The sequence below is a fragment of the Thiocapsa roseopersicina genome, assembly GCF_900106925.1.
GTDB lineage: Bacteria > Pseudomonadota > Gammaproteobacteria > Chromatiales > Chromatiaceae > Thiocapsa > Thiocapsa roseopersicina.
Map to the genome: position 1 here is coordinate 1 of NZ_FNNZ01000042.1, position 23183 is coordinate 23183.

At 62.4% G+C, this 23183-nt stretch carries 22 protein-coding genes; 9 read left to right on the forward strand and 13 right to left on the reverse strand.

The genetic code is table 11. The annotated features are described in order from the left end of the window. The 3 genes from BLV04_RS22775 to BLV04_RS22790 form a co-directional block, all read left to right on the forward strand. A partial coding sequence (locus tag BLV04_RS22775; protein WP_503660766.1) for a type 2 periplasmic-binding domain-containing protein occupies positions 1-299 on the forward strand: 299 nt, incomplete at its 5' end. A 326-nt stretch (positions 300-625) separates the two neighbouring features. Continuing rightward, positions 626-1384 carry an oxygen-insensitive NADPH nitroreductase gene (gene nfsA / locus BLV04_RS22785; RefSeq protein ID WP_093038275.1) on the forward strand — a complete coding sequence of 253 codons (759 nt, stop codon included), beginning with the start codon at positions 626-628 and terminating at the stop codon, positions 1382-1384. A 237-nt stretch (positions 1385-1621) separates the two neighbouring features. Further along, entirely contained in the window at positions 1622-2293 is a 672-nt protein-coding gene (locus BLV04_RS22790) for a cysteine hydrolase family protein (protein WP_093038222.1), read from the forward strand. Between the two features lie 214 nt (positions 2294-2507). Here BLV04_RS22790 and BLV04_RS22795 read toward each other — a convergent pair whose 3' ends face one another. The 5 genes from BLV04_RS22795 to BLV04_RS24640 form a co-directional block, all read right to left on the reverse strand. Next, the gene (locus tag BLV04_RS22795; RefSeq protein ID WP_093038224.1) at positions 2508-3320 is read right to left on the reverse strand and encodes a methyltransferase domain-containing protein; all 813 of its coding nucleotides are present in this window, start codon (positions 3318-3320) and stop codon (positions 2508-2510) included. 603 nt (positions 3321-3923) lie between these two features. Further along, positions 3924-5963: a TniQ family protein gene (locus BLV04_RS25150; RefSeq protein ID WP_281241882.1), complete on the reverse strand. Its 2040-nt coding sequence runs from the start codon at positions 5961-5963 to the stop codon at positions 3924-3926. A gap of 4 nt (positions 5964-5967) precedes the next feature. Then, positions 5968-7074: a TniB family NTP-binding protein gene (locus tag BLV04_RS22805; protein WP_093038230.1), complete on the reverse strand. Its 1107-nt coding sequence runs from the start codon at positions 7072-7074 to the stop codon at positions 5968-5970. After that, positions 7071-9188 (reverse strand): TnsB C-terminal domain-containing protein, encoded by a 2118-nt coding sequence (locus tag BLV04_RS22810; RefSeq protein ID WP_093038233.1) that lies wholly within the window; start codon positions 9186-9188, stop codon positions 7071-7073. Before BLV04_RS22810 ends, BLV04_RS22805 begins: the two co-directional genes overlap by 4 nt. Next, the gene (locus BLV04_RS24640) at positions 9124-9783 is read right to left on the reverse strand and encodes a TnsA endonuclease N-terminal domain-containing protein (RefSeq protein ID WP_139192015.1); all 660 of its coding nucleotides are present in this window, start codon (positions 9781-9783) and stop codon (positions 9124-9126) included. Before BLV04_RS24640 ends, BLV04_RS22810 begins: the two co-directional genes overlap by 65 nt. Before the next feature lie 279 nt (positions 9784-10062). Between BLV04_RS24640 and BLV04_RS22820 the strand changes: the two genes are divergently transcribed. Then, the gene (locus BLV04_RS22820; RefSeq protein WP_139192016.1) at positions 10063-10809 is read left to right on the forward strand and encodes a helix-turn-helix domain-containing protein; all 747 of its coding nucleotides are present in this window, start codon (positions 10063-10065) and stop codon (positions 10807-10809) included. 355 nt (positions 10810-11164) lie between these two features. Here BLV04_RS22820 and BLV04_RS22825 read toward each other — a convergent pair whose 3' ends face one another. Both BLV04_RS22825 and BLV04_RS22830 read right to left on the reverse strand, forming a co-directional pair. Then, positions 11165-11695: a hypothetical protein gene (locus BLV04_RS22825; RefSeq protein WP_093038242.1), complete on the reverse strand. Its 531-nt coding sequence runs from the start codon at positions 11693-11695 to the stop codon at positions 11165-11167. 263 nt (positions 11696-11958) lie between these two features. Then, on the reverse strand, positions 11959-12387 hold the full coding sequence (locus tag BLV04_RS22830; protein WP_093038245.1) for a hypothetical protein: 429 nt from the start codon (positions 12385-12387) through the stop codon (positions 11959-11961). Positions 12388-12851: 464 nt separating this feature from the next. Here BLV04_RS22830 and BLV04_RS22835 point away from each other — a divergent pair, with 464 nt between their 5' ends. The 3 genes from BLV04_RS22835 to BLV04_RS22845 all read left to right on the forward strand — a co-directional run bounded on the left by BLV04_RS22835 (position 12852) and on the right by BLV04_RS22845 (position 14264). Next, positions 12852-13475 carry a hypothetical protein gene (locus BLV04_RS22835; protein WP_093038248.1) on the forward strand — a complete coding sequence of 208 codons (624 nt, stop codon included), beginning with the start codon at positions 12852-12854 and terminating at the stop codon, positions 13473-13475. Between the two features lie 64 nt (positions 13476-13539). Continuing rightward, positions 13540-13701, forward strand: a complete 162-nt coding sequence (locus BLV04_RS25155) for a hypothetical protein (RefSeq protein ID WP_175534773.1) — start codon at positions 13540-13542, stop codon at positions 13699-13701. A gap of 191 nt (positions 13702-13892) precedes the next feature. After that, positions 13893-14264, forward strand: coding sequence for a hypothetical protein (locus BLV04_RS22845; protein WP_093038254.1), 372 nt, complete (start codon positions 13893-13895; stop codon positions 14262-14264). A gap of 59 nt (positions 14265-14323) precedes the next feature. Here the strand turns inward: BLV04_RS22845 and BLV04_RS22850 are convergent, their stop codons facing one another. The 4 genes from BLV04_RS22850 to BLV04_RS22865 all read right to left on the reverse strand — a co-directional run bounded on the left by BLV04_RS22850 (position 14324) and on the right by BLV04_RS22865 (position 17476). Then, positions 14324-14605, reverse strand: a complete 282-nt coding sequence (locus BLV04_RS22850) for a hypothetical protein (protein ID WP_093038257.1) — start codon at positions 14603-14605, stop codon at positions 14324-14326. Positions 14606-14722: 117 nt separating this feature from the next. Continuing rightward, positions 14723-15682, reverse strand: a complete 960-nt coding sequence (locus tag BLV04_RS22855; protein WP_093038259.1) for a metallophosphoesterase — start codon at positions 15680-15682, stop codon at positions 14723-14725. 79 nt (positions 15683-15761) lie between these two features. Next, positions 15762-16538, reverse strand: a complete 777-nt coding sequence (locus BLV04_RS22860) for a metallophosphoesterase (protein WP_093038262.1) — start codon at positions 16536-16538, stop codon at positions 15762-15764. Next, positions 16535-17476, reverse strand: coding sequence for an ADP-ribosylglycohydrolase family protein (locus BLV04_RS22865; RefSeq protein WP_093038265.1), 942 nt, complete (start codon positions 17474-17476; stop codon positions 16535-16537). Before BLV04_RS22865 ends, BLV04_RS22860 begins: the two co-directional genes overlap by 4 nt. Before the next feature lie 1092 nt (positions 17477-18568). Here BLV04_RS22865 and BLV04_RS22870 point away from each other — a divergent pair. Together BLV04_RS22870 and BLV04_RS24645 are read left to right on the forward strand one after the other, a co-directional pair. Continuing rightward, a complete protein-coding gene (locus BLV04_RS22870; RefSeq protein ID WP_093038269.1) occupies positions 18569-18919 on the forward strand; it encodes a hypothetical protein in 351 nt (116 codons plus the stop codon). A 95-nt stretch (positions 18920-19014) separates the two neighbouring features. After that, complete coding sequence (locus BLV04_RS24645) at positions 19015-19197, forward strand: hypothetical protein (protein ID WP_139192017.1); 183 nt, start codon at positions 19015-19017, stop codon at positions 19195-19197. 1278 nt (positions 19198-20475) lie between these two features. Here BLV04_RS24645 and BLV04_RS22880 read toward each other — a convergent pair. After that, the gene (locus BLV04_RS22880; protein WP_093038272.1) at positions 20476-21348 is read right to left on the reverse strand and encodes a hypothetical protein; all 873 of its coding nucleotides are present in this window, start codon (positions 21346-21348) and stop codon (positions 20476-20478) included. A gap of 587 nt (positions 21349-21935) precedes the next feature. Beyond that, a partial coding sequence (locus tag BLV04_RS22885) for an ATP-binding protein (RefSeq protein WP_139192018.1) occupies positions 21936-23183 on the reverse strand: 1248 nt, incomplete at its 5' end.

Below are 23183 nucleotides of genomic sequence, written 5' to 3' on the forward strand. Positions count from 1 at the left end.
CGGCGCAAGGGCAATTGGCGCCGGGCGAGCGCCTGAATCAGCCCCTGCGCCTATCGAGCTTTACGTCCATTGCGGCCTTCTGCGAGCGCAGCGACCTGGTCTTCAGGCTGCCCAAGCGGTTCGCCGAGGAGCTGGTGCGCGGCCGCCAACTGGTGCTGCGGGAGGCCCTTGCGCGGACCGACGACGCGGTTACCCACGTCTACCTCTACTGGCACGAGCGCTTCCACAAGGAGCCCATGTGCGTGTGGATCCGTGATCAGCTCAAGGCCGTCCACGCCTCTGCGGTGGATGAACACTAAGGCGGGGACAGCCCGAGCATGCGTTGCGGTCGGCCAAGCGCCCCACCTCGGGTGACCGCGGCCGGGCGTCCTGCCGCTGCGATCAGTCCTCCGCCCGCTTGCGCCCGACGATCTGCACGACATGACCAGGCCGGCGAGCTCGTCCTCCAGCGAGGCGAGGTTCATGGTCAGCTCGGCCGCGGGAGGGCCGCCGGTGCCCAAACGCAGCTGCTCGGGGGTGTAGGCTTCCAGGATCAGGACCTCGCCCGGTCGCAGGGTTTCCGGACAACTCCGCATCGGGCAAGCAGTTGCCTGGCAATCCGACCATTAGGAGCATGGAAACAACCATGATTGAACAACCCACCTCAGCCGTCATGGACCTGCAACGCGCCCATCGCTCGGTGCGCGACTACACCGACGAGCCGGTGGACGATGCGCTGCTGGCGCAGCTGATCGCTTCCGCCCAAGGCGCCGCCTCGTCGAGCTTCATCCAAGCCTATTCGCTGGTGCGCGTACATCGGGCCGAGACGCGGGCGCGTATCGCCAAGGCCGCCGGTGGTCAGCGTTGGGTGGAGCAGGCGCCGGTGTTTCTGGTCTGCTGCGCGGATCTGCGCCGCATCGATCACGCCTGCCGGGCACAGGGCCGCGGCGAATTGGCCGGCTGGGCCGAGCATTCGCTCGCCGCCATCGTCGACTGCGCGCTGTTCGCGCAGAACTTGATGCTGGCGGGAGAATCCGTCGGGCTCGGCGGCGTCTTCATCGGGGGCATCCGCAACGCGCCGGACGTGGTCGTGGCGGAGCTGGCGCTGCCGCAGTGGGTGCTGCCGCTGTTCGGCCTCTGCCTGGGCTGGCCGAGCGAGCAGGCCAAGGGGCAGGCGGTCAAGCCGCGCATGCCGGTGGAGCTGATCCTGCACCAGGACCGCTACCGGGACCCGGACCCGGCCGAGATCGGCGCCTACGACGCCACGATGGCGGCTTACTATCGCAGCCGCGGCAGCAACGCCCGGCTGGACGACTGGTCCGCCGCCACCGCCAATGCCGTGCAGGGCAAGAAGCGCAAGCACATGCTCGATGTTCTGCGCGGACGCGGGTTCTTCCGCTGTTGAGCCGCAACGGCGACCGGCGGAGAACGAGGCACGGGTGGCCGGAGTCGTCCCGCCGACCCGGATCGGATCGTCTCGCCCGACTTCGCAGTCGCCCATGAGACGTCTCGAATGCCGCGGATCACGGCCGGGTCGAGCCGATTACGCTGCACGCGCGAGGATCATCGGCGCCGACGGCTCGCTCCCTGCATGGCGCGGCCGCGCGCTCCACCCACCTGTCCCATCACCCGGAGGGCCCCGATGAACTGGAAGACCGCCTACCGCTCCTTCTACTACGCGCAGGCACCCGAGCCCGAGGACCTGGTGCTGAACCCGGCCGAGACGGCGCTGCTGTGCATCGACGTTCAGAATCTCTATCTGGAGATCCCGGCCGATCCGCAGGAGGCCGCGCGCTGGTTCCCCTTCCATCGGCGTATGCGCGAGATCGTCATCCCGACCACGCGCGGGCTGCAGGAGGCTTTTCGCGCGAAGGGGATGGACGTCATCCACGCGCGCATCGCCTGCCTGCTCGAGGACGGTCGGGACCGCTCGCTCAGCCAGAAGAAGCCGGGCTGGAACGCCCTGCTGCTGCCCAAGGACAGCGCGGCGAGTCAACTGGTCCCGGAGCTGGCGCCGCTCCCCGGCGAGATCGTCGTCACCAAGACCACCGACAGCGCCCTGACCGGGACCAATCTGCGTCTGATCCTCGCGAACCTGGGGGTGCGCAACGTCGTGCTCACCGGGATCTTCACCGATCAGTGCGTCTCCTCGACGGTGCGCAGCCTCGCCGACGAGAGCTTCAACGTCATCGTGGTCGAGGACGGTTGTACCGCGGGCACCGACGAGCTGCACCGGCGCGAGCTGGAGATCCTCAACATGATCTACTGTCAGGTGCTGACCAGCGTGGAGCTGCGGGCGATCATGGGGCTTTGAGGAAGGTTCCGCGATCGACTGCAGCGAATCACCCGGATCGGCTGCGGGGCGATCTTGCTCCCGCCTAGGGATGACGCGGCAATCGGGGATACGGGGCGGGGCGCAGGTCAACGACCGCGCCCCCGGTCAACGCACCGGGTGGTTGCCTTCCGATGTGGTCCGGGGCCCTCGCGCGAGGAGGCGCGTCGCGCGGTCCGACCCGAGCCGCATCGCTTCACTTGGTCCCGACGACGGTATAGGCGGTCAGGCTGCACAGGAAGCCGCCGGTGCGGCCGAGCAACGCCTGCTCGGCGCGCCATGCCTCGGCCGCCGCCGCCGAGAGGGCGCCGTCGCGCACCGCGCGGTCGAGGGTGTCCGACACGTTGTAGACGCGGTCGGCCAGGTCGAGCTCCCGGATCAGCGAGACGCTCGGCTCGACGTGCACGGCGTGAAAGCCGGCCGCGAGCAGCATGCGCGGCAGGTCCCGTCCGATCCAGGGGTTGGTGAAGGCATGGGCCCAGCGGCTTTGGACGAGCGCGGTCGTCGCGCGCAGGCGGCTGCTCAGGGCGAAGGTGCCCCAGTCGTTGTCGTAGGCGAGCAGGCGCCCGCCGGGGCGCAGCACGCGCGCGGCCTCGTCGATCGCCCGTTGCGGGTCGCGGATGTGCTGCAGGACGCGATCGATCCGGCAGCGATCCACGCTCGCCGTCGCGAAGGGCAGGGCGCGGGCATCGGCCTGCATGAACGCGAGCCCGTTTGCCGCGGCGGTGCGCGCCCGCGCCTCCGCCAGCAGGCGCCGGCTGCGGTCGATGCCGAAGACGCGCCCGCGGGGTGCGACCCGCTCGGCCAGGCGGCGGGCGTCGTCGCCGAGTCCGCAGCCGATCTCGAGGATCGTCTGACCGGCGTGCAGATCGAGCAGGACAGCGCTGCGCGCCTTGTAGGCCCGGAAGTAAGGCAGTGAATCGAGCAGCTCCAGGCACCGGGTGTAGTCCGCCGTGCGCGTGCTCGCATCGACATCGGGGAAGCCGGCGGCAAGATACTCGGCGGGCATCGGCGTGAGGCGCAGGGCCGGGGGCAGGAGAGAAAGTCGCCATCATCCCGCAAACGGCGACGCTCGTCGCCGGGTCGTTTCGATCCCGGTCACGCGCCACGCCGGATCCCGAGCCGGTCATCGCTCGACGACGGACGCGTCCTCGGGCGAGGGGATGATCGTAGGCACACAGGAAACGCCAGATTGTGTTGTTATCAAAAACAATAGGATAATAGAAAACTGCGCACGGAGATTCAGACTCGTTCGCGGCCTATTCCCAGATCTGACGCCAAATCAAGGGGCTATATCTGGATTTGCTGCCCGGTTGATGCAGACACGGAACTGTTTGCTATTTCCAGATTTGCAGGGCGACTGCAGTCAGCTATTCCTGGATTTGTCAGGCGACGGCAGTCGGTTATTCCTGGATTTGTGCAGGCGGCGCGAAGCGGCTGGCGCGCGCAGATCGGATCACTCGGACGAGCAGTGGTGTCGAGTCACGACACGTGGGGGTGCGCGTCACGCAGAGACGCGTTGGAGGGGACGGACTGTCGGAGGGTGAAGGGAGGGTCGGGGTCGGTCGAAAGGAGGCTGGCGCCCCGACGTCTTACGGAGGAGTCGATCGAATCAGGTTCGGAGAAGCCGGTATGCGGCAAAGGCCGGGTCGTCGCGACGGTAGAGGTGGACCTTGCCGGCACCCGAGCCGAGCGTGAGATGGGGCGTGAGCAGATCCAATTTACGCAGGTTGGCGCATAGCCACCGCTGGCGTCCGATGGCGCGGCCGATCGCGCTGCTCGTGCCCGATGTGGCCCACAGGGACTCGATCCTCATCGCATCCGCTCCCGTCAGGATGACCGAGCCTGCGAAGCGCTGCGCGCAGACATGACCCGTGTCGAGCCAGGTCGCCCGGAATTCACGATCGGATTGGCCGAGGGATCGTGCCACGGTGGCGGCGGTGCGATAGTGCCCACGGATCCGATCGGCGAGCGTGTAGACGACATCGGCGTTGAATGTCAGGTAGCGGGCATCCGGATTACGTGGTGACAACCAGCCCTCGTGGACGACGCTACGCACCAGACGGACCGGGATGCCGAGTGCTTGGGCGCAGTCGCGTGTCGACAGGATCGATTCCGCAGAAGGCCGATCGGCCAAGCGCTTGCGTCCAGCGGGCGAGCGGTAGGGGGTCGTGGCGCCCTCGACTAAGTCGACCCCTTCAAGATCGCACCGCCGGAAAACGAACGTCACGCCGGAATCGATTCCAGGCCCACTGACGGGTCTGAATCCGTGAGACCGCAGGCGACTGGAGAAGGTCGTGGCGGACGCGCCGATCGCGGCGGCGAGGGCTGAACCGAACACAAATTCACGCTCGAACGCGAACAGCTGCTCAGCAGTGATGACCCAGGTGACCGCGCTGCCTGAGGCACCCTTCTTGGCGGGAAGCAGTCCTGCATGAATAAGGCCCCGTAACGATTCGCTGTTGGTGCCGAGGTGCCGGGCCGCCGTCGATATGGTGTACGCCGCCGGACCGGATGGCGAATCGAAACTCAGTTCGTTCGACGTCTTGGCCACGGTGGGCTGCCCGGCAAGCGCACCAGCCAGTGATGTTCCGATGGTTCCTTCGCGTAGGGCCTGGAGCGGGTGGAGCGGATTGGACGGCAGCTGGTCCGTCACGCGATTGAGTAACGCATTCACCTGAACGACCGGCACGCGGTTGTCATCCGTGATGCAGAGGTGGCCGTCGCGCACCAGTGTGCCGAAGGCCATCCGGCCGATCCCGAGACCGGCCATCGCCAGCGCGGCCGGCCACGTCAGATCGGCGCTGATGCATGCGCGGATCCCCGGCATCCCAACACCAAGCAGGTTCTGTCCGTGCTGTCGGGCTTTGTCTGAAGCACTGCCGAGCAGGGGTGCGAGCGCGATCCGAGGATGCAGAGCCACCCCCCGGTCAGGTTGATCCAGATACCCGGCGGCAAAACCCGCACCCGCGAAGAGCCGCGTCACGATGGCGACGACCATCCGATGCGACACCACGACACCCAGATCGCGCCAGCCGATGACCGTGCGGTGCAGGGCGGTCAGCAGATCGAGCCCCGCCTGGTCAGCATGCGTGATGAGATGCGCCATGAGTGATGCCTCCTCAGTGGTGCAGGTGCTCTGGCGGGAGACCATTCCCGACGGCGCGCATCCGCAGCCCAGCGGATCCCCGGCGGGACTCCAGGGGGCAGAACACACCGGACACGCTGTCCCGAGCAGCACCCTGTGCCGGGCGCAGGCGTGGGCTGCGATATGGTCCCACTCGGCTCGCGCGAAGCCCTCTTCCAGATAGCAGGACAGGCACAGTTTGGAATGTCGGAACTGCAGATCCCCGACGCCGACGTGCAGGTTGTGCCAGAGTAGGTCGTCTTCTCGCGCCCCGCCGCTGCGCCGATAGGCGCATCGAGCCGCCTCGTCCCGGCCGATGCCGGTACGGACACAGATCTCGACGAACAGGGCGGGGTGCCGTGCGATGGTGCCTAAGGCCGTGACGGCGTCATCGACGGATGGTTCGAGGTCGCGAACGAAACTGATCGTCGATGTATAACCGTTGCCGAGTGCCGCCCGCCGCAGCACGCTGAGCGGCGCCTCGCCGGGCTGAATCCGCGGAACGAAGGGGTGGCGATGGGTCATGGCATCACACCCTCGCAGCGCCGATGAGTGCGACGAGTTCCGCCGTTGGGACGGCGAATGGATTGATCGCTTTATCTGTATAGAGCTGATCCATCGCGTCGTGCTGCTCCCGGGTGTGCGTGCATGCCATTTTGATCCGCGCATTGGTCTCGGCCGTAGAGTGGAACGCCATTTCGAAATGTGCTGCGGTGATGATGCGGTCCTTCGCTTTGACTGCGAGACAGGCGGCGTCCATGACGAGTGCCTTGACACGCGCCGGCGATCCTCCGGTCGCCAGATAGAGCCGATTCGCACAATCGCGATGATCATTGAACGCAGTATAGTCGTCGAAGTATTGTTCCATGCTAACCGTGAGAAAGGTCAGCAGGTCATCGACAAAATCAGCCAGGCCAGTATCGCTTTCAGAGGGCGGCGAAAAGGTCTTGAGATGAAACGTTGACTTGAAACGGCGCGCAAGCTGCTCGTCGGAGTTGATGAGGTCGATTGTCTGCGGTAGCCCCATCAGGATCACGGTGACCTTCGTGCGATTGATCAACGCCTTGATCCAGTTCAACGCCGCGCCGAGCTCCTTACTGACGCCGTTCTTTCCGCGAGCACCCAGCGTGAAGAGATCATGACTCTCATCGAGAATAATGACCTTCGTTTCGATGTGTTCCATCTGTAAAATCAACCGCTCCGTCAAGACGTGCGACGTGCCGTTCAGGGCCGTCTCGTCGCCCATGGCGCGCAAGAGATTCCGCGCCAGCGAGCGATTCGTAACCGGGCTCTTGATGGAGGTGATGAGGACCGGCATCTTGAATTGGTAGCCGAGACGGAATTCGGTTTCCTGATCGCCGTACTCCTTCTGGATGATGTCGCACAGGGTGGTCTTACCGCATCCCGATTCTCCGACAATCACGGCATGATCGAGTTCTGAGAGAACGTTATTGCGTTCGATTACGCGCTGTGCCCCTTTATATGCCTCGTTGAGCAGACTGTGAGGGATGATCAGTTCGCTGAGATAGCGTGAGATCTCCGCTTCTTCCGGTGTAAGAATGGGAGTCGCCGGTTGAGTCAGGCAGCCGTTCACGGTCGCGGTCGATTCCGGGATGACATGGCACTGATGATTCATCGTGGTTCCCTCTTAATGATGAAATGGGGCGGGAGCGGTCTGCGTGTTTTGGGCATCGCATCGGTCCGTACGGCCGGGCGGGATGGTTCGGCTCCACCATCGGGAGACTGCTCCTGCTTGATCGCGTCACCCGATGCCGGACTCGGCGGTGTCTCTGGCGGCGTTTGCGGGGGCGGATCCGGGCGCTTGCGCTGTGGGCGCTTACGCGGTGGGCGATCCGCAGTGTCGTCGGGGCCAGCCGAAGCCGTGGTGGCCGGTTCTTCGGGTTGCCGGTCGGCGTTGTCGAGTTGGCGCTGCAGAAGTGCGGCGTCGCGTTCCCGATGGGTGTCGAGCAACCGCTCGCGGCGTGCCGCGGCGACCTTGTCTTCGGCATGACCCAAGGCGGCAAAGTACTCGACGCGCAGGCGATACAGTTCCGCGTCGGATTGCATCATCAATCGCTCGTACGCCGCCCTCTGCTTCAGCGCCTTCTTCAGCAGATTGTGTTCGTAGAGCGACAATTGCTCCATGTATTGGGGGCGGCGCGCCGTCGCCTTGAATTCCATCCTGTTGTGCCCCGGCGTGATCACGATGGCAAACGACAGATCGAGCTCGTCCAGCCGCACCTCCACTGCCGCGCTGCGTCCTTCCTTGCGTTCCCGGCTCTCCCAGGTCGCCAACGCATCGGAACCCCACCGCAGGTCGTGGACTTGGACACACCCCTTGACGACGGTGCGTTCGTAGGAACTGCGGGTAAGGAGTTCGGCTTCGTCCTCGAAGACGGTTCGCACCGGTTTGTTCGCGACGGCCTCGGCCCATAAAGCCTGCGGGGTTCGTATCAGTGCGCGATGCTCGGTGACGTGGTAGTGGTCGCGAAGCCACGTTTCGACTTCGGCGCGCAGCTCGGACAGCGTCATGCGTGCCTTGTCTTGCGACTGGTAGTCACCGCGATCGGTCGGGTTGGAGAAGGTTGTCCCCGGCAGTTTGTGGATCAGTTGTTCGTTCAACGTGCTATAGAAGCGCTCCACGTTGGCCTTGCGGTTCGGCATGTAAGGAGGGCTGTGTTCGAGGGTGATGCCGAGTTGCGTGCAAGCTCGGATGAACCCGCTGGCCAGATAATCCGAGCCGTTGTCGACAATGATTTTGTCGGGGATGCCACGCGGTTGGTCGGCATAAGGCACCACCGCGTTCCGGAGCGTTCTCAGTAATGTCGCGCCGCAGAACGGGGCCAGTGAGATGTGAGCTCCCAAGATGCATCTGGAAAAGACATCCAGGATGACCGTTAGATACGGCCGTCCGATATCCTTGCCCAAATGGCCAATCCGGGCTTCTTCGATGATGACAATGTCCATCATCTGCCCGTCGGCCATCGCTAGTTCCAATGGCTCGGTGGCGTGGAATCCGATTCCCGCCGCGCGATGAACACGCTTGGCGTAGGGCTTACCCATGCGCTCGGCATCAAGCTGATAGGCATCGATGCGCTTGATATACCGACGCACGGTCTCGGCGGAGGGGACGGTGAGCCGTTCGGCATGCTTGTTGCTGTTGTGCTCGTACACGGCAAGCGCGACGTCGGCATGGACCGCGCTGATGGAGTTGCGCTGGTTGTTAAGGTATACGCGCTTGATCGACTCGGCGATGATTGTGGCGAGCGCCGAAGACTCTTCGAATCCACATCGAGAGGGTTTCGGCTTGGGCATCAAGGCCGATTCCGTGGACCCGTTCTTGCGCCATGCGTGAACCCAGGCGGCAACCGTCGAAGGCTTCGGCGGCGCGTCGTCGCCGATCTCGGTGGCGACTTCCTTGATGACGGGTGCGATGGCACGCTGGGATCCAAGATGAGCGGTGCGCCTGGCCACCGCTTCGACATAGTGAAGCTTGCGATTCAGTGCGGCGATCTGCGGATCGGTCAGGCCGGCCCGGGATTGGCTTTTTCCATTGAAAGGCTGATAGGTGATCTTGATGGCGTCGCTATCGAGTACCTCCGTAGCGGTCGCAAAGGATAGCGAGCGCCCCGTTCCGCCTTTGACGGGGTTGATGCGCAAGGAGTCGCGACCGACGTAAGCGACTTCATAGAGGCAAGCATACATCTCGAACTGTACCCCAACCTGAAACATGGCATGAGGTGTATTCATGGGTGTGTCCTCCCAAAGGGGTGATTTCGGACCAGTGTGTGTGAAGTGAGAAGCGCAGATCCTCGAGGAGCGCCAAACGCTCAACCGCGAACGGTGAAATGCCGCGGTCGATGGCTTCGGCCCGCAATTGGCGAACGGTCAGCGGAGCGTCGTGAAGACACGCGAGGAGTTGTTGGCGCTGATGCGCCGTCAGAGCGACGGGTATTCCCGCTTTGAGCTGCGAGCGAATCTGCAGATCGGGCTGACGTTCAAGGATCCGCTCGGTGAACAGGAAATGCGGGATGCCGGATTCGGCGAGCTGGTGGCGCGCCCACCGAATGCGCGTGGCGACTGTTTGCCTCAGCAGTTGGCCCTCAGGCTTGATGTCGATCACCGCGTAGCTGTGGCCGCGCCGGATCGCGAAATCGGGGACCATCCTGCCTCCCTCGGGGCCCTTCATGGCGAACGGCTGGCAGCGATAGGCGTCGACTGTCGGGTCGAGCTCGAGGCAGAGCACGGCCTTCTCTTCGAGACTGCCTTCACAGGCGATCATGTGGTTGCCGTTCTTGCGAGACGGGACATGCACGATGCGCACGTGGGCGAGGCCGCTGCGCATCGGGCGCACGCCTTGGAGGATGCCGGCGGAGTCGGGCGGCTTATCGAACGCTGCGCCGAGTTGTCGTCGCAGCCCTGCGTTCGGCGGTACGGGTGGGGGTGTTTGTGTCACGTGGCTTTCCTCGTTCAGGTTGACGTGCCGCCCTGCGACCCGACCGCGTCGTCCCCGGCGGGGCGCGGTGTCGTCGCTGCGGCACGCTTCCAAGTTGCCACGGATTCCTGACTGTCCCTGTAATCAGGTACACTGTTGTTAAGATTCGCCTATCCGACTGAGCAGACGATGAAAAAAGCGTTTACAGCGGCGGGGACCGCCCCGACCGAGGGGATGCGGGAATTCGGCCGGTACCTGCAGAGACTCCGGGCGGCAAACGAAGAAGAGCTTGAGGACGCGGTCCGAGAGAACCGCGAACCACGCGTGGAAGGGAAGGACCGTTGCTTTCAGAAGGGGATTGACGATCGGATACCCGACTCGTTTCGTGCCAAGCAGCAACTGGCTCGCCGTCTCGGGGTAAGAACCAAGTCGCTCAGAGAGGTGGCGGCCGCGCTGGGCATCAGCAAGAACACCGTACACGAATACGAAATGGGCGCGAAGTACCCATCCGCGGAGTTTGTGTATGAGTTCTGCGCTGTCCTTCAGAAACCCGCTGACCCCGCGATTCAGCGTTGGGTTCAGCACCACCCGAATCCGATCGTGGCAAGGCACGTCGAATTCGGTCATTTCAATCGCTTTGTCGGCAGACAGACGCTGTGCGGATGTCCCAACCTCCCGGATCCGGAAGTGCGGAAATTTATACAAACCGCCATTGTGTTCTCGGTGCCGGCTGCGGGAATCAGAAGCGTCGGCTGGCCCGAGGCTTGGGCCCTCGCGTGGGCGGTTGCGATGCTGATGGACCTCACGCTCCTGAAAGGGGAAGGTCCGGATCACAGGCAGCTCCGGGCGCTTATCGATAGCGAGGTGGATCCCGAATCTCGGTTTGAAGCCCTTGGATTTGATCCATTGGGGAAGGCGCCAGCGCTAGAAACATGAAGGCACCAGAATGCCGAGCCCCTAAAATATTCTCGGTTGCTGGCTCTGCGAGGCTAGTTCCGTTGGATCGATCGATACAGGCTGGGACGCGATGATGTCCGCAAACACGATGAGATAAAGGGAATCGTGGAACGAGACCGGTTGAGGGATCTGAGGACGTCGCGGCCGAACGTGAAAGGTCCAACAGCGCTATGCGGCGGCGCTCGCGCGACATAAATGGAAGCTGTCGACTCGGATAATCCGGCGATGGTTCGGGGTAGGGTTCCGCGGGCGTTTCTCATACTGGGGGCTATGGTCACCTTCCATATAGCCGTCACCGATATCCGGACAAGGCTTGCCGGACTGAAGACGTCGGTCACTCACCGCACAATAACGTGCCAAACCTGTCCCGACTGATCGGTCCCTGAGCCCGACAAAGGGATTCGACCTTCTCCTCGCTCATCATTGCGGGATTGAACATGTTGACGTCGGCCAGTTCCACCATCGCCAAGCCATACTCTTTCTCGGTCCTGGCGCGCTCTTGACAGGGAAGATAAGCATTGCGGTACGCATCGTCGCAGGCTCGTCTGGTCATCGGCTGAAAACTGCAAGTTGCCAAGATTTCGTCGCGTGCCCCACTGCCGCTGGCGCCGACATATCCACCGGCATCGCCCTCACGCTCCCCCCGCGCCACGAGATCATCGAACACCCGCGACCGACAGGCTTCCCATGCAGCCGGGCTCTGCGCCGCCAAGATCGACTCCGGTGCCATCGGGAACGTGGTTACGCAACCGATCAGAGCAATCGGAGCAGCCGATGCGAGGACAGCCAGGGTCAATCTCGATTTTGACTGGTTCTCTGAAAACGCCTCCACCGACAATCTCGTTTGATCCTTCTTGCCGAACATGTGCACCAATCTCCGTCTAGTAGACCTGCCAATCGGTCCAGTTTCTGGCGGAATGAAATCGCCGGACTCGTCGCATTCGGACGAGGATCAAGGACTACCGCAAAGGCCGCCGCGACGGCCTGCCGGCCGAGCGTTAACCCCCGACATCACACAGTCATACCCATTGGCCCAGTCGGTGTCAGTCCATCCACGCGCCGTCTCCTGCAAGGCCAGAAATATCTCGGTGATCCCAAAGAATGGGATAAATGGGAGTATGCCTAAGGCTAGTCGTACCCCTCTATAGCTTCGCTACGACACACAAGCCGGAGCGGCTCCGATTCATGGGACGGCTCCTCGAGCACCCGATAGAGACCGACGACGTACTCGCGTTCATTTGCAGGTATCGGCATGTCGACGCGTCCGGCGAGATCAGGTGCCCTGCGCTTGAACTCGGCAACGCTGATGTCGAACTCGAAGCCCCAGACATCGCCCGCCCCGGAACTGGCCACGATGTAGTGAATCGGCGTCATGCCCCGGATCGATACCCCCTGTAGGTGCTCCGAAGCCTCGTAGGGGATGTCGATGAACGTGCATTGCTGCAGAAAGGCGTCGATCTCCGCGGCGGAGATCGCAGGTCTGGCGGCTTGCGCCGGAAAGTGGCCGAGCAGTGCAGCGCCGGCAAGCAACAGGTGGAAACGTCGGGCGGCGGTCATGAGGCATCTCCTTCGCAATCAATAGGGGTAGGCGGTGGGCCCAGGCGGGTGGTTCTCCGTCCGTCGACACCGAGCTTTCCGTAGGGCTCGCGTGGGCAGCGCCCCCGGTCAAGTCGCTGCCGACGCGGCAAAGCTGCATAGCACTTCCGCTGCCCAAGCGCCTTGCTCTCTGCTCCGATTGTCGTCACGTACACTACCTGTGCCGCCGATACAGGTCAAAGCCGCTTTCCGGAACCGCCACAACTCGACGAGGCCCTTTTCCTCGATGTGTTCACCCGCACGCCACCTCACGGCGCTCCGCGCAGCCGAACGCGCGCCGAACAGGCGATTGGCTCCAAGCAAGGTTCGACAGGACTGAGACCGATGGTCCTGGGCGGTGCGTCATCCTCTGTCGCAGATTGGTGGCATTCTGTATTCGTGCCGAGCACGCGGCATGTTCCGCCCTTCCGACCGGAGGACCCCGAATGCAACCCACCTATCCCTTACCCGACTTGATCGCGCGCCGGTGCGAGGAACTGGGCCTGACACGCATGCAGTTGCTGAGGCGCATGGGCTACGCAAACGTCACCAAGGGCCTGCGGCGGTTGACCGCCATCGAGCAAGGCGACCTGCGATGCGCCGATCAGTTTCACGGCCCGCTCGCCATGGCCCTCGAGATTCCACCCGAGGTGGTCGAGGACGCCTTTGCGGCGACCCGGGCCGCACTCGACGCCGCGGCAGAGGCCGGCTACCGCGAAGCGTTTCAACCCCATGGGGTGATCCTCACCGAGCGCAGCGTCCCGAGCCCCATCTTCGTCGCTGCCTTCATGGGGGTCGATCGTCTGCTGCGCATTCGTCTGGATACCGACGCCCCACCCGACACCTTCAGCCAACAGGCACGCCAGCGCCTGCCACTGGATGGTGGAGTGCCCGGATTCGGCTGGATCGTCGGGTATGTGGTCAATTACAGTCCGGACGAGGCGGTTCAATTCGACCTCGAGGGGCACGAGGTCGCGCGCTTCGGGCGGGCGATCCGCCTGGGTCAGACGACGGTACGCATCGGAGGGCGAATGGTACCTTTACGCTCCCTGATGGGTCCACGCGACTGACGGAGCCTTTTGTCGTGGGATCACACGGATGACGCGATATGAATCCAATACCGGAGCACATGTTTTGAAAAGCGAGACACAAGAACCCCAGGACAAACCCGAAGAGCAAGAGCCCAAGAAGGATCGCAGTCGTGACGAGCGCTGGGGTGACTGCAATGTTTCGGTCCAGACCATGCGCAAGATCAAGAAGCTCATCGATTCCGGAGTGCTCAAGCTCGACAAATAGACCGGGTCGATTCCCGCATCTCAACCTCAAAGTGCTGCCCAGTCCGGCCACTTCGGACTGTTGCGGCCACAGGGCGATGAGTGCGCACAGATGACGTGCTGCGGAACAGCGTCAGGCCCCTGAAAGCCGAGCCCGTGCGGCCGCCTCAGGCAAACAATCCGTACGGAACAAGACAACGAGGTCACACAGAAATGGAAAAATCGCGAAAAGACCGCGAAGAACTCTTGAATAACTTCTCCGCGCACGTTCTGCAAAAGTTCGACGCATGGAAAGCGACACGAAGAGGCGAACATCAAGGTTATCGCATTGAAGGACTCCATGTCGTTGCGGGGGATCTCGAAGAACCGGTCTACATCAGAGACCTCCTCGACGTTGGCAGCTGCGAATTTTCGAGTTGCGCAATGTCCGGTGAAAAACGATTGGAGATCATTTCGGAGTTGGGTTTGGAATCGCTAACCGCCACTCTGGCGGAATGCCTTTTGATGAAGGGATATGATCCTGATCGTGCGGAGTTCAATACAAAGCTCGCGATCCTGTCTCTGCTCCGGATTAGCTCGCAATGAATCTGAATCGGTGGATTGGGTCGTCGGTCTTGAGAAAAACACTTCGCATCCAACTCCGGTTAGTCCGCTTCGAAGTTGAGGTTGACAAAGGTAAAGCCGGATTCCGATCGCTTTAGCGTCATGCTGGTGTCTGCCGCCAGATTCCGAAATGCCTTCACTTGCATTTCAAGATCATGATCCGTCACGTCTGTGACGTCCTCGTTTGCGAAAATGATGCTTTCGGCGGTGATGCCGTCCCAGACCCACTTTTGATGCAAGACATCATACGTGCCGAGCGTTGTCTGTTCCTGGAAAAGGACTCTTGTATCGGCTTCTACTGGGACCTCATTGAATTTGCTCATCCTTTCCTCCAGTTGTGGCTGGTCAATACGTGACAATCGAAATCCTGTTCGGACACTGCGGAGTGTCAAGCTCCGGAGCCGCCCGGCGCGGGTCATCCTCAACGACCTTGTGCTCTTTCATGATGCCGATCCTTGCGGTTCGGTTTGGCTGCGATCCACGTCGACCCAGCAGAAATGCTCGTCGACCAGGTCATGCTCTCCGTCCCAGCGGTAGGCACAGAGCTTCCCGCCCGCGGCGACACTGTAATCCAGACAAGCGACGCGTGAAGATAGCGGGCGCGGAGTGCCGCGCATCCAGTAATGGCCGACGAACACCGGCTTGTCCCCGTTGTAGCCCGGCAGGACATGCTCTGGCGCCGGCTCGTGCGGGATCTGCGGGATGACCTCGGTCGGTGCAATCGCGAGATCGCGATAGGTGATCGGGTGATCCTTCCACCAGCGGGTGCGGACATGCCGGCGGATCGTGCCCTCCCTGTCCTTGTATTCGACCCCCTCGGGAAGCGGAATCTCCAAGCCTTTCAGCACCGTCTCCAGTGCCTCGTAGGCGGGGTCACCTCGCCGGGTGAGTGCGACCCAAGCCGCCTTGTCACGGATCCGTTGTCGGTCGTCCAGGTGCTCGGTCAAGACATCGAAGGAGGGCGTATGCCAGCAGGCATGAACGACGCGCAGACCCGGCAGATCCAGCCAGAGCGGGAGGCCGCAAAACCAGTCGATCAACTCCTTGTGGTCATCGCTGCCTTCGACGACCTGAGCGAGAAACGCCGCGTGCTGTTTGCGATTGGCGTCGGTCTGCAGTCGCAAATAGGCGCCCGAACCCGTCGCCGCTGGCGTGGCCCAAGCCACGGCGTTGAACTCGTGATTGCCCATGACCGTCAGCGCCTGCTCGGCCTCGACCATCGCGCGAACCATCTCCAGCACCTCGACCTGCGCCGGTCCGCGATCGATGAAGTCGCCGAGGAAGATCACCCGACGTGTCGGGTGTCGCCAGACGCCGGCTCGTACGCTGTAGCCCAGCTTCGCGAGCAGCGCCTTGAGTTCACTCGCGCAGCCGTGGATGTCGCCGATCAGATCGTACATTTTCGCTCCTCTGTTGAGGCTATAGGGTCGACCCGCGCACGCGGGTCGTGATCCTCAGCGGGGCATGGGTTCGCGTGGATCACCCGGATGCCGACGCGGCGGGGAACCTCACCTCGGTTGCCTCGCCCCCGTTGGTCCACCAACAGCGCCGTTCGGGAAACTGCACCGCCAGCAATCCGCCGCCGTGATCCGAGGTCGCCGAGAGACAGACCCGCCGCGGTGCGGAGAAGATCGCATGTCCGGGCAGATGGGTATGGCTGCTCACTACGACGCGCTCCCAGCTCGGATCGTGCCGCGTCGCCCGACTCTTGTCGCGCAGGGCGTCGGGCATGAAGGACGGCTCCGCCGGCAGTGTCTTGCGTTCGAGCGCGGCACGCTGCGGGGCGATCGGGCCGACATCCAATCCCGCGTGCACGCAGAAGATCTCCCCGTCGTCGAAGGACCAAGGCAGGTCGGACAAGAAACGCCGATGCTGCGCGGGGAATGCCGCGGCGAAGCTCGCGAGGTCGTGCGCACCATAGGCGTTTGCCGTGCCGAGTCCCGGATTCCAGTAGCGTTCGCTCCAGCGTGCGTACCAAGTCCTGTCGGGCACGTCTCCCGGCCAGCCGAGCGCCCGCAGCAGCGCCAGGTCGTGGTTGCCGAGGATCGGAAAGAAGCGACCCGGACGCTCGGCCTGCAGCGCGATCAGGCGATCCAGGAGAGCGGGGATCTGAGGGCCGTTGTCGATATAGTCGCCGAGGGTGACGATGCGTGCATCCGGCACCTCACGGTCGATCCGTTCGAGCAGACGCTCGAACAGTTCCAGATGGCCGTGCAGATCGCCGATCGCCACCAGCGCCGGGCGTGTGGCCGTCATGCGTCGAGCCCGAGCAGGCGATCCGCAAGCCCGGCGATCTCGTCGCGCTGCGGTAGGGTGTCGAGCCACTCGGGCGGGATCGCGCCCGTGCCGAGCGACGCGCCAAGCAGTGCGCCGGCGAGACAGGCGACCGAATCCGAATCACCGCGGATCCGTGCGGCCTTCTCGACGGCCAAACCCAAATCGGCCGGCCAGCGCAGCGCCGCGCCAACCGCAAGACCGAGCGCACTGCCCGAGCGCCAGCCGCCGTCGCCCGGCGGGATGGTCTTCTCGTCGAGCCAGTCCTCGCCGCGCTGCGCCCACGCGATGGCTTCACGCAGGCTCGCCGCGACCTCGCCGCCTTGATGCCAAGGCCCGTCGAGTCCTCGAATCGCCTCCTCCACCAGCACCGCGTTCCAGCGTCCTGTCTCCAGGATCGCCCGCACCAGCCAGGCCCCGGCGATCGCCGCTTCGACCGCGTTGGGATGAGCGTGGGTGAGCAACGCCGAGATGCGCGCGGACTCGATCAGGTCGTCGCCACGATAGGCCAGCGCCAAGGGCACGACCCGCATCACCGCTCCGCAGCCGTCGGACTCGCGCACCCCGCTGGTGGTCCAGTCGCGCTCGCGCTCGAAGCGGGCGGCGCCGGCCTTGCAGGTGTTGCCCGGCGCGGTCGACGGGGTCAGCGGATCATGGTTCCAGCGAACGAAGACCTCGCCCACCAGCGTGCCGAATCGATCGGGATCGAGCGGCCCCGGTCCGTGCTCCAGGATCGCCTCGCCCAGATACAGCGACATGTGGGTGTCGTCGGTCCAATTGCCCAAGTGGACCGGCCGGGTGCGCACGCTCGCGTCCTTCACGAACTCGAGCGGGGCGCCGAAACGGTCGCCGCAGGCATGGGCGAGCAAGGCCGCGCGGGCGCGGTCGGCAAAGGTCGAGCTGTTGTCAGTTCCGTTCATGGGCGTTTTCTCCATTGGGTGAGGCTCGGTCCTGTCCGAGCCGGACGTCGGATGTTCATCGTCTTGGGTCGGTCGTGGACGATCCTTGCTGTCTACATTCCAGTATCTTGAAAGGATACTGCTGTCATGCGACAGCCGTCGTCGTATGGAGCTGGGGGTCTGTTTTGGAGGTATAGGCTCGGGCCGGCCGAGCGGGTTCATCGGCGCCCTATACAGGATTCCTGCAACTACGTTGGAATCGAGCACATCGCCGCCGATTGGAGGGATGCGCCTGGATCGAAGCCAAACGAAAGCGGCGCGAGAAAGAAACGGGCATCCGTTCCGCCGATCTTCTTCCGTTCGGTTCATGGACGATCCACTATTTGTTGCGAGCTTTGCCGAATTGCGACTAACCCGCATCTGGACAACGTGACGAAGATCGTTGGCCGGCAGGGGTTGGAGGGTATCCAGACCTTCTCCGACAAGCGGTTCGTCGGGCAGTTTCTTCCCGCCGGACTTGGGCTTCGAGACACTCGCTCTCCCGCACCTACGGCGAGGAGCGGCTGGTCGATCGGTTGATCATCCCTTTCGCAGACACGCAGAAGATAGACTGGACGCGTCCGGGCCTGGAGCCGACGCGCAAGCGGGTCGAGGTCCTGTTCGTCGCGATTCTCGGCATTGACGATGGCAAGGCGTCGTACGAGAACATCTACTGGGATCGGGTGAGCGTCCTGGTGCAGACCGGTCTGCTCAAACCGTCGCACCTGCCGGTGGTCGGCGCTGGTGCGGCGGCGACGCAGAGAAATCACAGGTTGCCGGATCCCTCTATCGGTGAGGGCTCACGGCGTAAACTTGGCCAAAGCCGGACCGACCACCGCATAATCTGGGGTTTTGGATTCGTAGTTTCCGGTCTACGAGGATTACCAGGCCCTCCTGCACCATCAGTAGCGTCGTGCGCTGGTTCGAGCGCCCAGACGCCGGATCTGCCGCATCGGAATTGATAACCTGGGTCAGTTATTTCAAGATCCCACTGCCCGCTTGACAACACAGCCTATGAGTTTCAATATAGCCCAACCAAATTCTATCTCGTAATCGAATAGGAGAAAATAGATCATGAGCTGGGATCAAATCAAAGAACAAGTCGAAAAGAATGAAAACGTGCGGACATTTACGATGGAAGTTCTTCGTGACGCGCATGGCGCCGGTAAACTTGGCGTCAACGTACGTGCCGAGATCAGTCAAACTCTCGCAGGTATAGGGCTTGGGCACGTTCCGCAGGACCTCCCAAGCTATCAACATGAGCAGGTCCGGCTCTTCAAGCGTGGCACACCAGTCGGGCAGTTAATCGAAAGCGTGCTCTCGCCTGGCGAACAGAACGACAAATCCCTTGCCGGTAGATTTGGCGCCCAGGGCCCGGACTACGCTGCGATCGTGGAAAAGATCCGCGAGCTTGTTGGCGAATAGACCTAACAAGTCAATCCAGGGGCCAAAATGCTGCGCATTTTGGCTTCTGATGAATTTCGCTATTAGGCTATTGAAAGGCACGAGAAAACGAATCAATGGCAACCTATAAAGCAAGGACAATATATTCGTACAAGAACGGCAAAGGTAATTCCTCAGGATCAAGAGTGCATACGCTCTTTGTTGTGCAGGGTAAAAGCGAATCAGCAGTGATGACTGAAATTAAAAAGAAGCACGGCGAGCAGGCCGAAGTAATAATTAATGAGATAAAATGGGGTTAAATCATGATTACCACTCTAACGTCGGGCCGCCTGATTACCATTGGGACTCAGGCACACGCTCCGGGGAGCCTGCGGGTGCTAGAGTTTATTTCTCTAGCGGGCACCGGCTGCGGAGCGGCTCCGCGCGCGGAGAGTCCGTCGTCTGCACAGCGGCTTGCTGCGGGTCTCTCCGCACCATCCAGACAAAGCTAACGGACGCAAAAACGCATTTTGATGGGGTCATGAGTTGGCTGAGTCTTCTTGGTAAGCAGGTGGGTAGAGTAGAGAGCAGGCGTCCCGCGACTGTAGGTCCGGCCTATCTGTTGCCGCCCCTTTCGTTTGGCGGTGCCTCACTAGCCGCACCATGGTCACGGTAGCCAGCCCTCCCTCATCAAACCGTGCATACGGTTTCCCCGTACACGGCTTTCCGATGTGCGTCACTGCCGAGCATGCGCTGCACTCCAGCAAGCTTGGCTCGACAGTCCAGCGTCCGCCACAGCGTCCTGATCATCAGCGGAGTGGCTAGCGACAAGGTCGCAATCTCCTGATCCTCCGCGCTTTGGTTGCGTGCACAAAGTAGGGCTCCTTTCCTCGGGTCGGGTTATGTTGTCCCTGACCCTCGAACGGTACTATGAGCCCCTCCGACTCCCGTCACGGCCCTCGTCGACTTCGGACTCGCCTTATACGACGCGGTTGGCGGTTCCAGACCGCCACCGTCACGGGTCTCCCGCCCTGGGACCGATCAACTTCCACCACATGCCACCCCTGTTACCCCGGAAGAACCGACGGGACGCTCTCGTTGTCTTGTCCCGCCGACGGCGGCCTCCCCCTTCTGACCACAGGGTCGGCTTCTTCGATTAAGTGACGAGGCTACATCCAGGTTCGCTTGCGCTGCGGCCTGCGGTTTTGCACCCGCGAAACTCACGACCCTTGGTTACCCAAACGCCGCTCCGGGGCACTACAATGGTGTACGAGCAACTCCATTGGCCGGACTTCAACCAGCAAGTTAATCAGCCTGTTACGGCGTACGGCCAAGTATTGAAATCTGTTTTCCCGCCTAAAGCGGATTGCGCCCGTCTTTCACCGTCCGTTGCGCATTGCGCTGACGAGACTGCGCAGACACGGTCTCGGCCACATCGGAGTCGATCCACCGCATAAGTGATTTTAAGGCTTTAGCACCTCTGCATCTGCCACCGGTTTGTACACTCAGCCGGCTTAAAACGAGAGACTGCCGAATATCGATGGTAGGTGGCAGAATGATTCCCGCACGCAATCGCTTAGAACTCATTTCGTTGGACCTTATGAACCGTATTTGTGAAGCTGTTGGATAGTGTTGACATCGAGAACTTCACGAATAAATCGCTCTCTAATTGCAGCAGGGACCGGATCACTTATAGCTGGCCATACCTCTTCGACTCGAACATTCTCAAGTGAAAGGTCTGGGATCTTGTTTCCGGGGAGCTCACATAATGCTTTGTGCAGATCCGGCTCCATGAAGACAACCAGAATTCCTACACGGTACTTTTCGCCATAGTCACGAAGTTCCTGGAATTCAGGTATTCTTGACACTGCAGGTTCTTGGGAGCCGAATGAGAACGCAAAGTAGGCTCGGTCCGCAAAGCGTTTGTGCGAGACAGCTTCGAAGAACACTCGCCGCCAGTTTAGATCGGTTAGCTTAGCCTCAATTGAGACCAATTCGATGTGGAGGGTTGAGCTGAATCCTTCAAAGCACCTGATTCCGACAACGTCAGGGTTTCCCCAAGCTCCCCCTTTCTTTGCCTGTGATGTGTCATCGGCTTGGTATTCCTTTGCTTCCAGCCATTCGGCAAGTAAGCCATACAGGCGCTGCTCACGGCGTGTTTTTGATGTTGGCGAGTCGATCGGTACAGGCTTATCGTCCTCGGCAACCTGAATAGGATCCTGTTCGGGTTGCGTCGCTAGGACATAACCGTACTTCCCTGGCTCGCGGCTGACTTGCGACTCCGGATCGTCAAGCATTCGAGTCAAGAACGAGCCCCAACTCTTCTCAACGAGGTATGATTCCGCGATTCGGTTCTGCTTCACCCAAGTCATCAGGTCCTGGCCGGTAGCTCTATCTTGTCCTTTCTCCTTCAAGGCCAGCAGTGCCTCCCGTGCTAAGCGCCGCGCGGTTTCGTATTTTCCTTCGGACATAAGTACTCCTAGTTGTAACGTCTAATCGTCACCCAATGTAACGCCTCGGGGTTCTCGACTTTTCGGGGTTCTCGACTTTGGCCATTTTTACTGGCTGGTAAAGTTTCTAAGATCCATGGCTTAGGACGCTCAAAATAATTTCCGAGGGTTTAGACTCCGGCGCGGGAGCATCCCGATCCCCGCTAATCTTCTGCCCCCACGGTAACTCAGGCCGGTCAGCTCCCCAGGGAACTGCCAAGATGGCCAAAGTCGAGGGGGTTAAGGCGTGACCATTTTCCCTTCATAAGTTCTTGTCAGGTTTGCTCATCTTGCAGGCGCTAATGATTCGAGTAAAGCCTTCACTTTTGCCGCGGTCTCGTTCCGTGACTCCGACCATCGCGGCACGTTGCGCAGATCGCTACGGGGCATGGGTGACACTGCGGAGCTGATGGCACGAGCCCGTATAGGGTTTGGGTGGCTAGTCCAATGCGCGTGGCTCTTGCCGACGTTCATCCCAAAACTTGCGAGGCCCGGAAATCCGCAAGGCTTCGCTCTACGCCGAAATGATCGCGCTTGATTCTGATGACGGGTTCCCGTCCCCACGGATGTCAGACCACGCCCTGCCGAGCCTCGCCCTTCATCCGATACTCCCCAGCCAGCCGCCTTAAGAACTGCTCGGGCGTGAGCGTCTCGGCCAGGAGTGTACGCTGCCGAGCCACGGTCGCGAAGTCGCCGGGCGCGAGCGCCTCCAGTGCCGCAAGGTGCCGCGCGAGATCGGCCGGAACCGGGGCGGAAACATCCCCGAGCGCCTCGCGCGCGAATAGCGCAAGCCGCTGTGCCGGTGCGAGCGCGCGAAAGTGGAGCTTGAAGTCGAACCGCCGCAGCGCCGCGGGATCGATCCCGGACATGAGGTTGGTCGCGGCGACGAAGATGCCGGGGTAGTGCTCCATCTGCTGGAGCAGCTCGTTGACTTGGGTGCGCTCCCGGCTGTGGCGGGCCTCGCGTCGGTCGCCGAGGAAGCTGTCGACCTCGTCGAGCAGCAGCAGGCTGTGGGCGGGGTCGCTGTCGCGAAAGAGCCGTGCGAGGTTCTGCTCGGTCTCGCCGACGTAGGGGGAGATGAGATCGGAGGCGCGGCGGACGATCAGCTCGCGATCCAGCGCCTCGGCGAGGATCTCGGCGAAGGCGGTCTTGCCGGTGCCGGGCGGGCCGTAGAAGCAGAGGCTGGCGTGGCCGGTGCGATCGAGTGCCTGGACGATGGCGCTCGGGGCGATGCCGCCGGCGAGGTTGAGGAAGGCGACGTCGAAGGCGATGCCGGGGCGGCGCCGCGGCGGGGTCGGGGAGCCGTGCAGAAGGCTGCGCATCGCGGCGAGTCCGTGGCGCACGGTCGGCTCCGGGGCGGTCTCCGGGCGCAGTTCGAGCAGGCGCCGCGCGGCGCCCAACTGCGCGGGGGCCAGGGCCGCATCGTCCGCCAGCGCGTCGAGCAGGGTCGGCGGCAGGCCGCAGTCGCCGAGGTGGGACTCGGCGATGCGTCGGCGCACCGAGCGCGGCGGCGTGGTGCAGGCGAGCGGCAGCAGGAAGCGGCGCAGGAAGGCCGGATCCATGCCGTCGGTACTGTTGGTGATCCAGATCGCGGGGACCGGGTTGTCCTCCAGGGTGCGGTTCATCCAGCCCTTCTGGTGTCCCGAACCGGCGCGACCGCGCAGCAGGGCGATAAAGTCGTCGTCGGTCTCGAAGACGTCCTCGACCTCGTCGAAGATCAACAGGGCATCGCGACGCCGTTCGAGCAGGCGTTGGGCGAGCAGATAGGCCGAGAGCCGGCCCTTGCGCGAGAGTCCGTCGCCGTCCTCGTCGGCGCT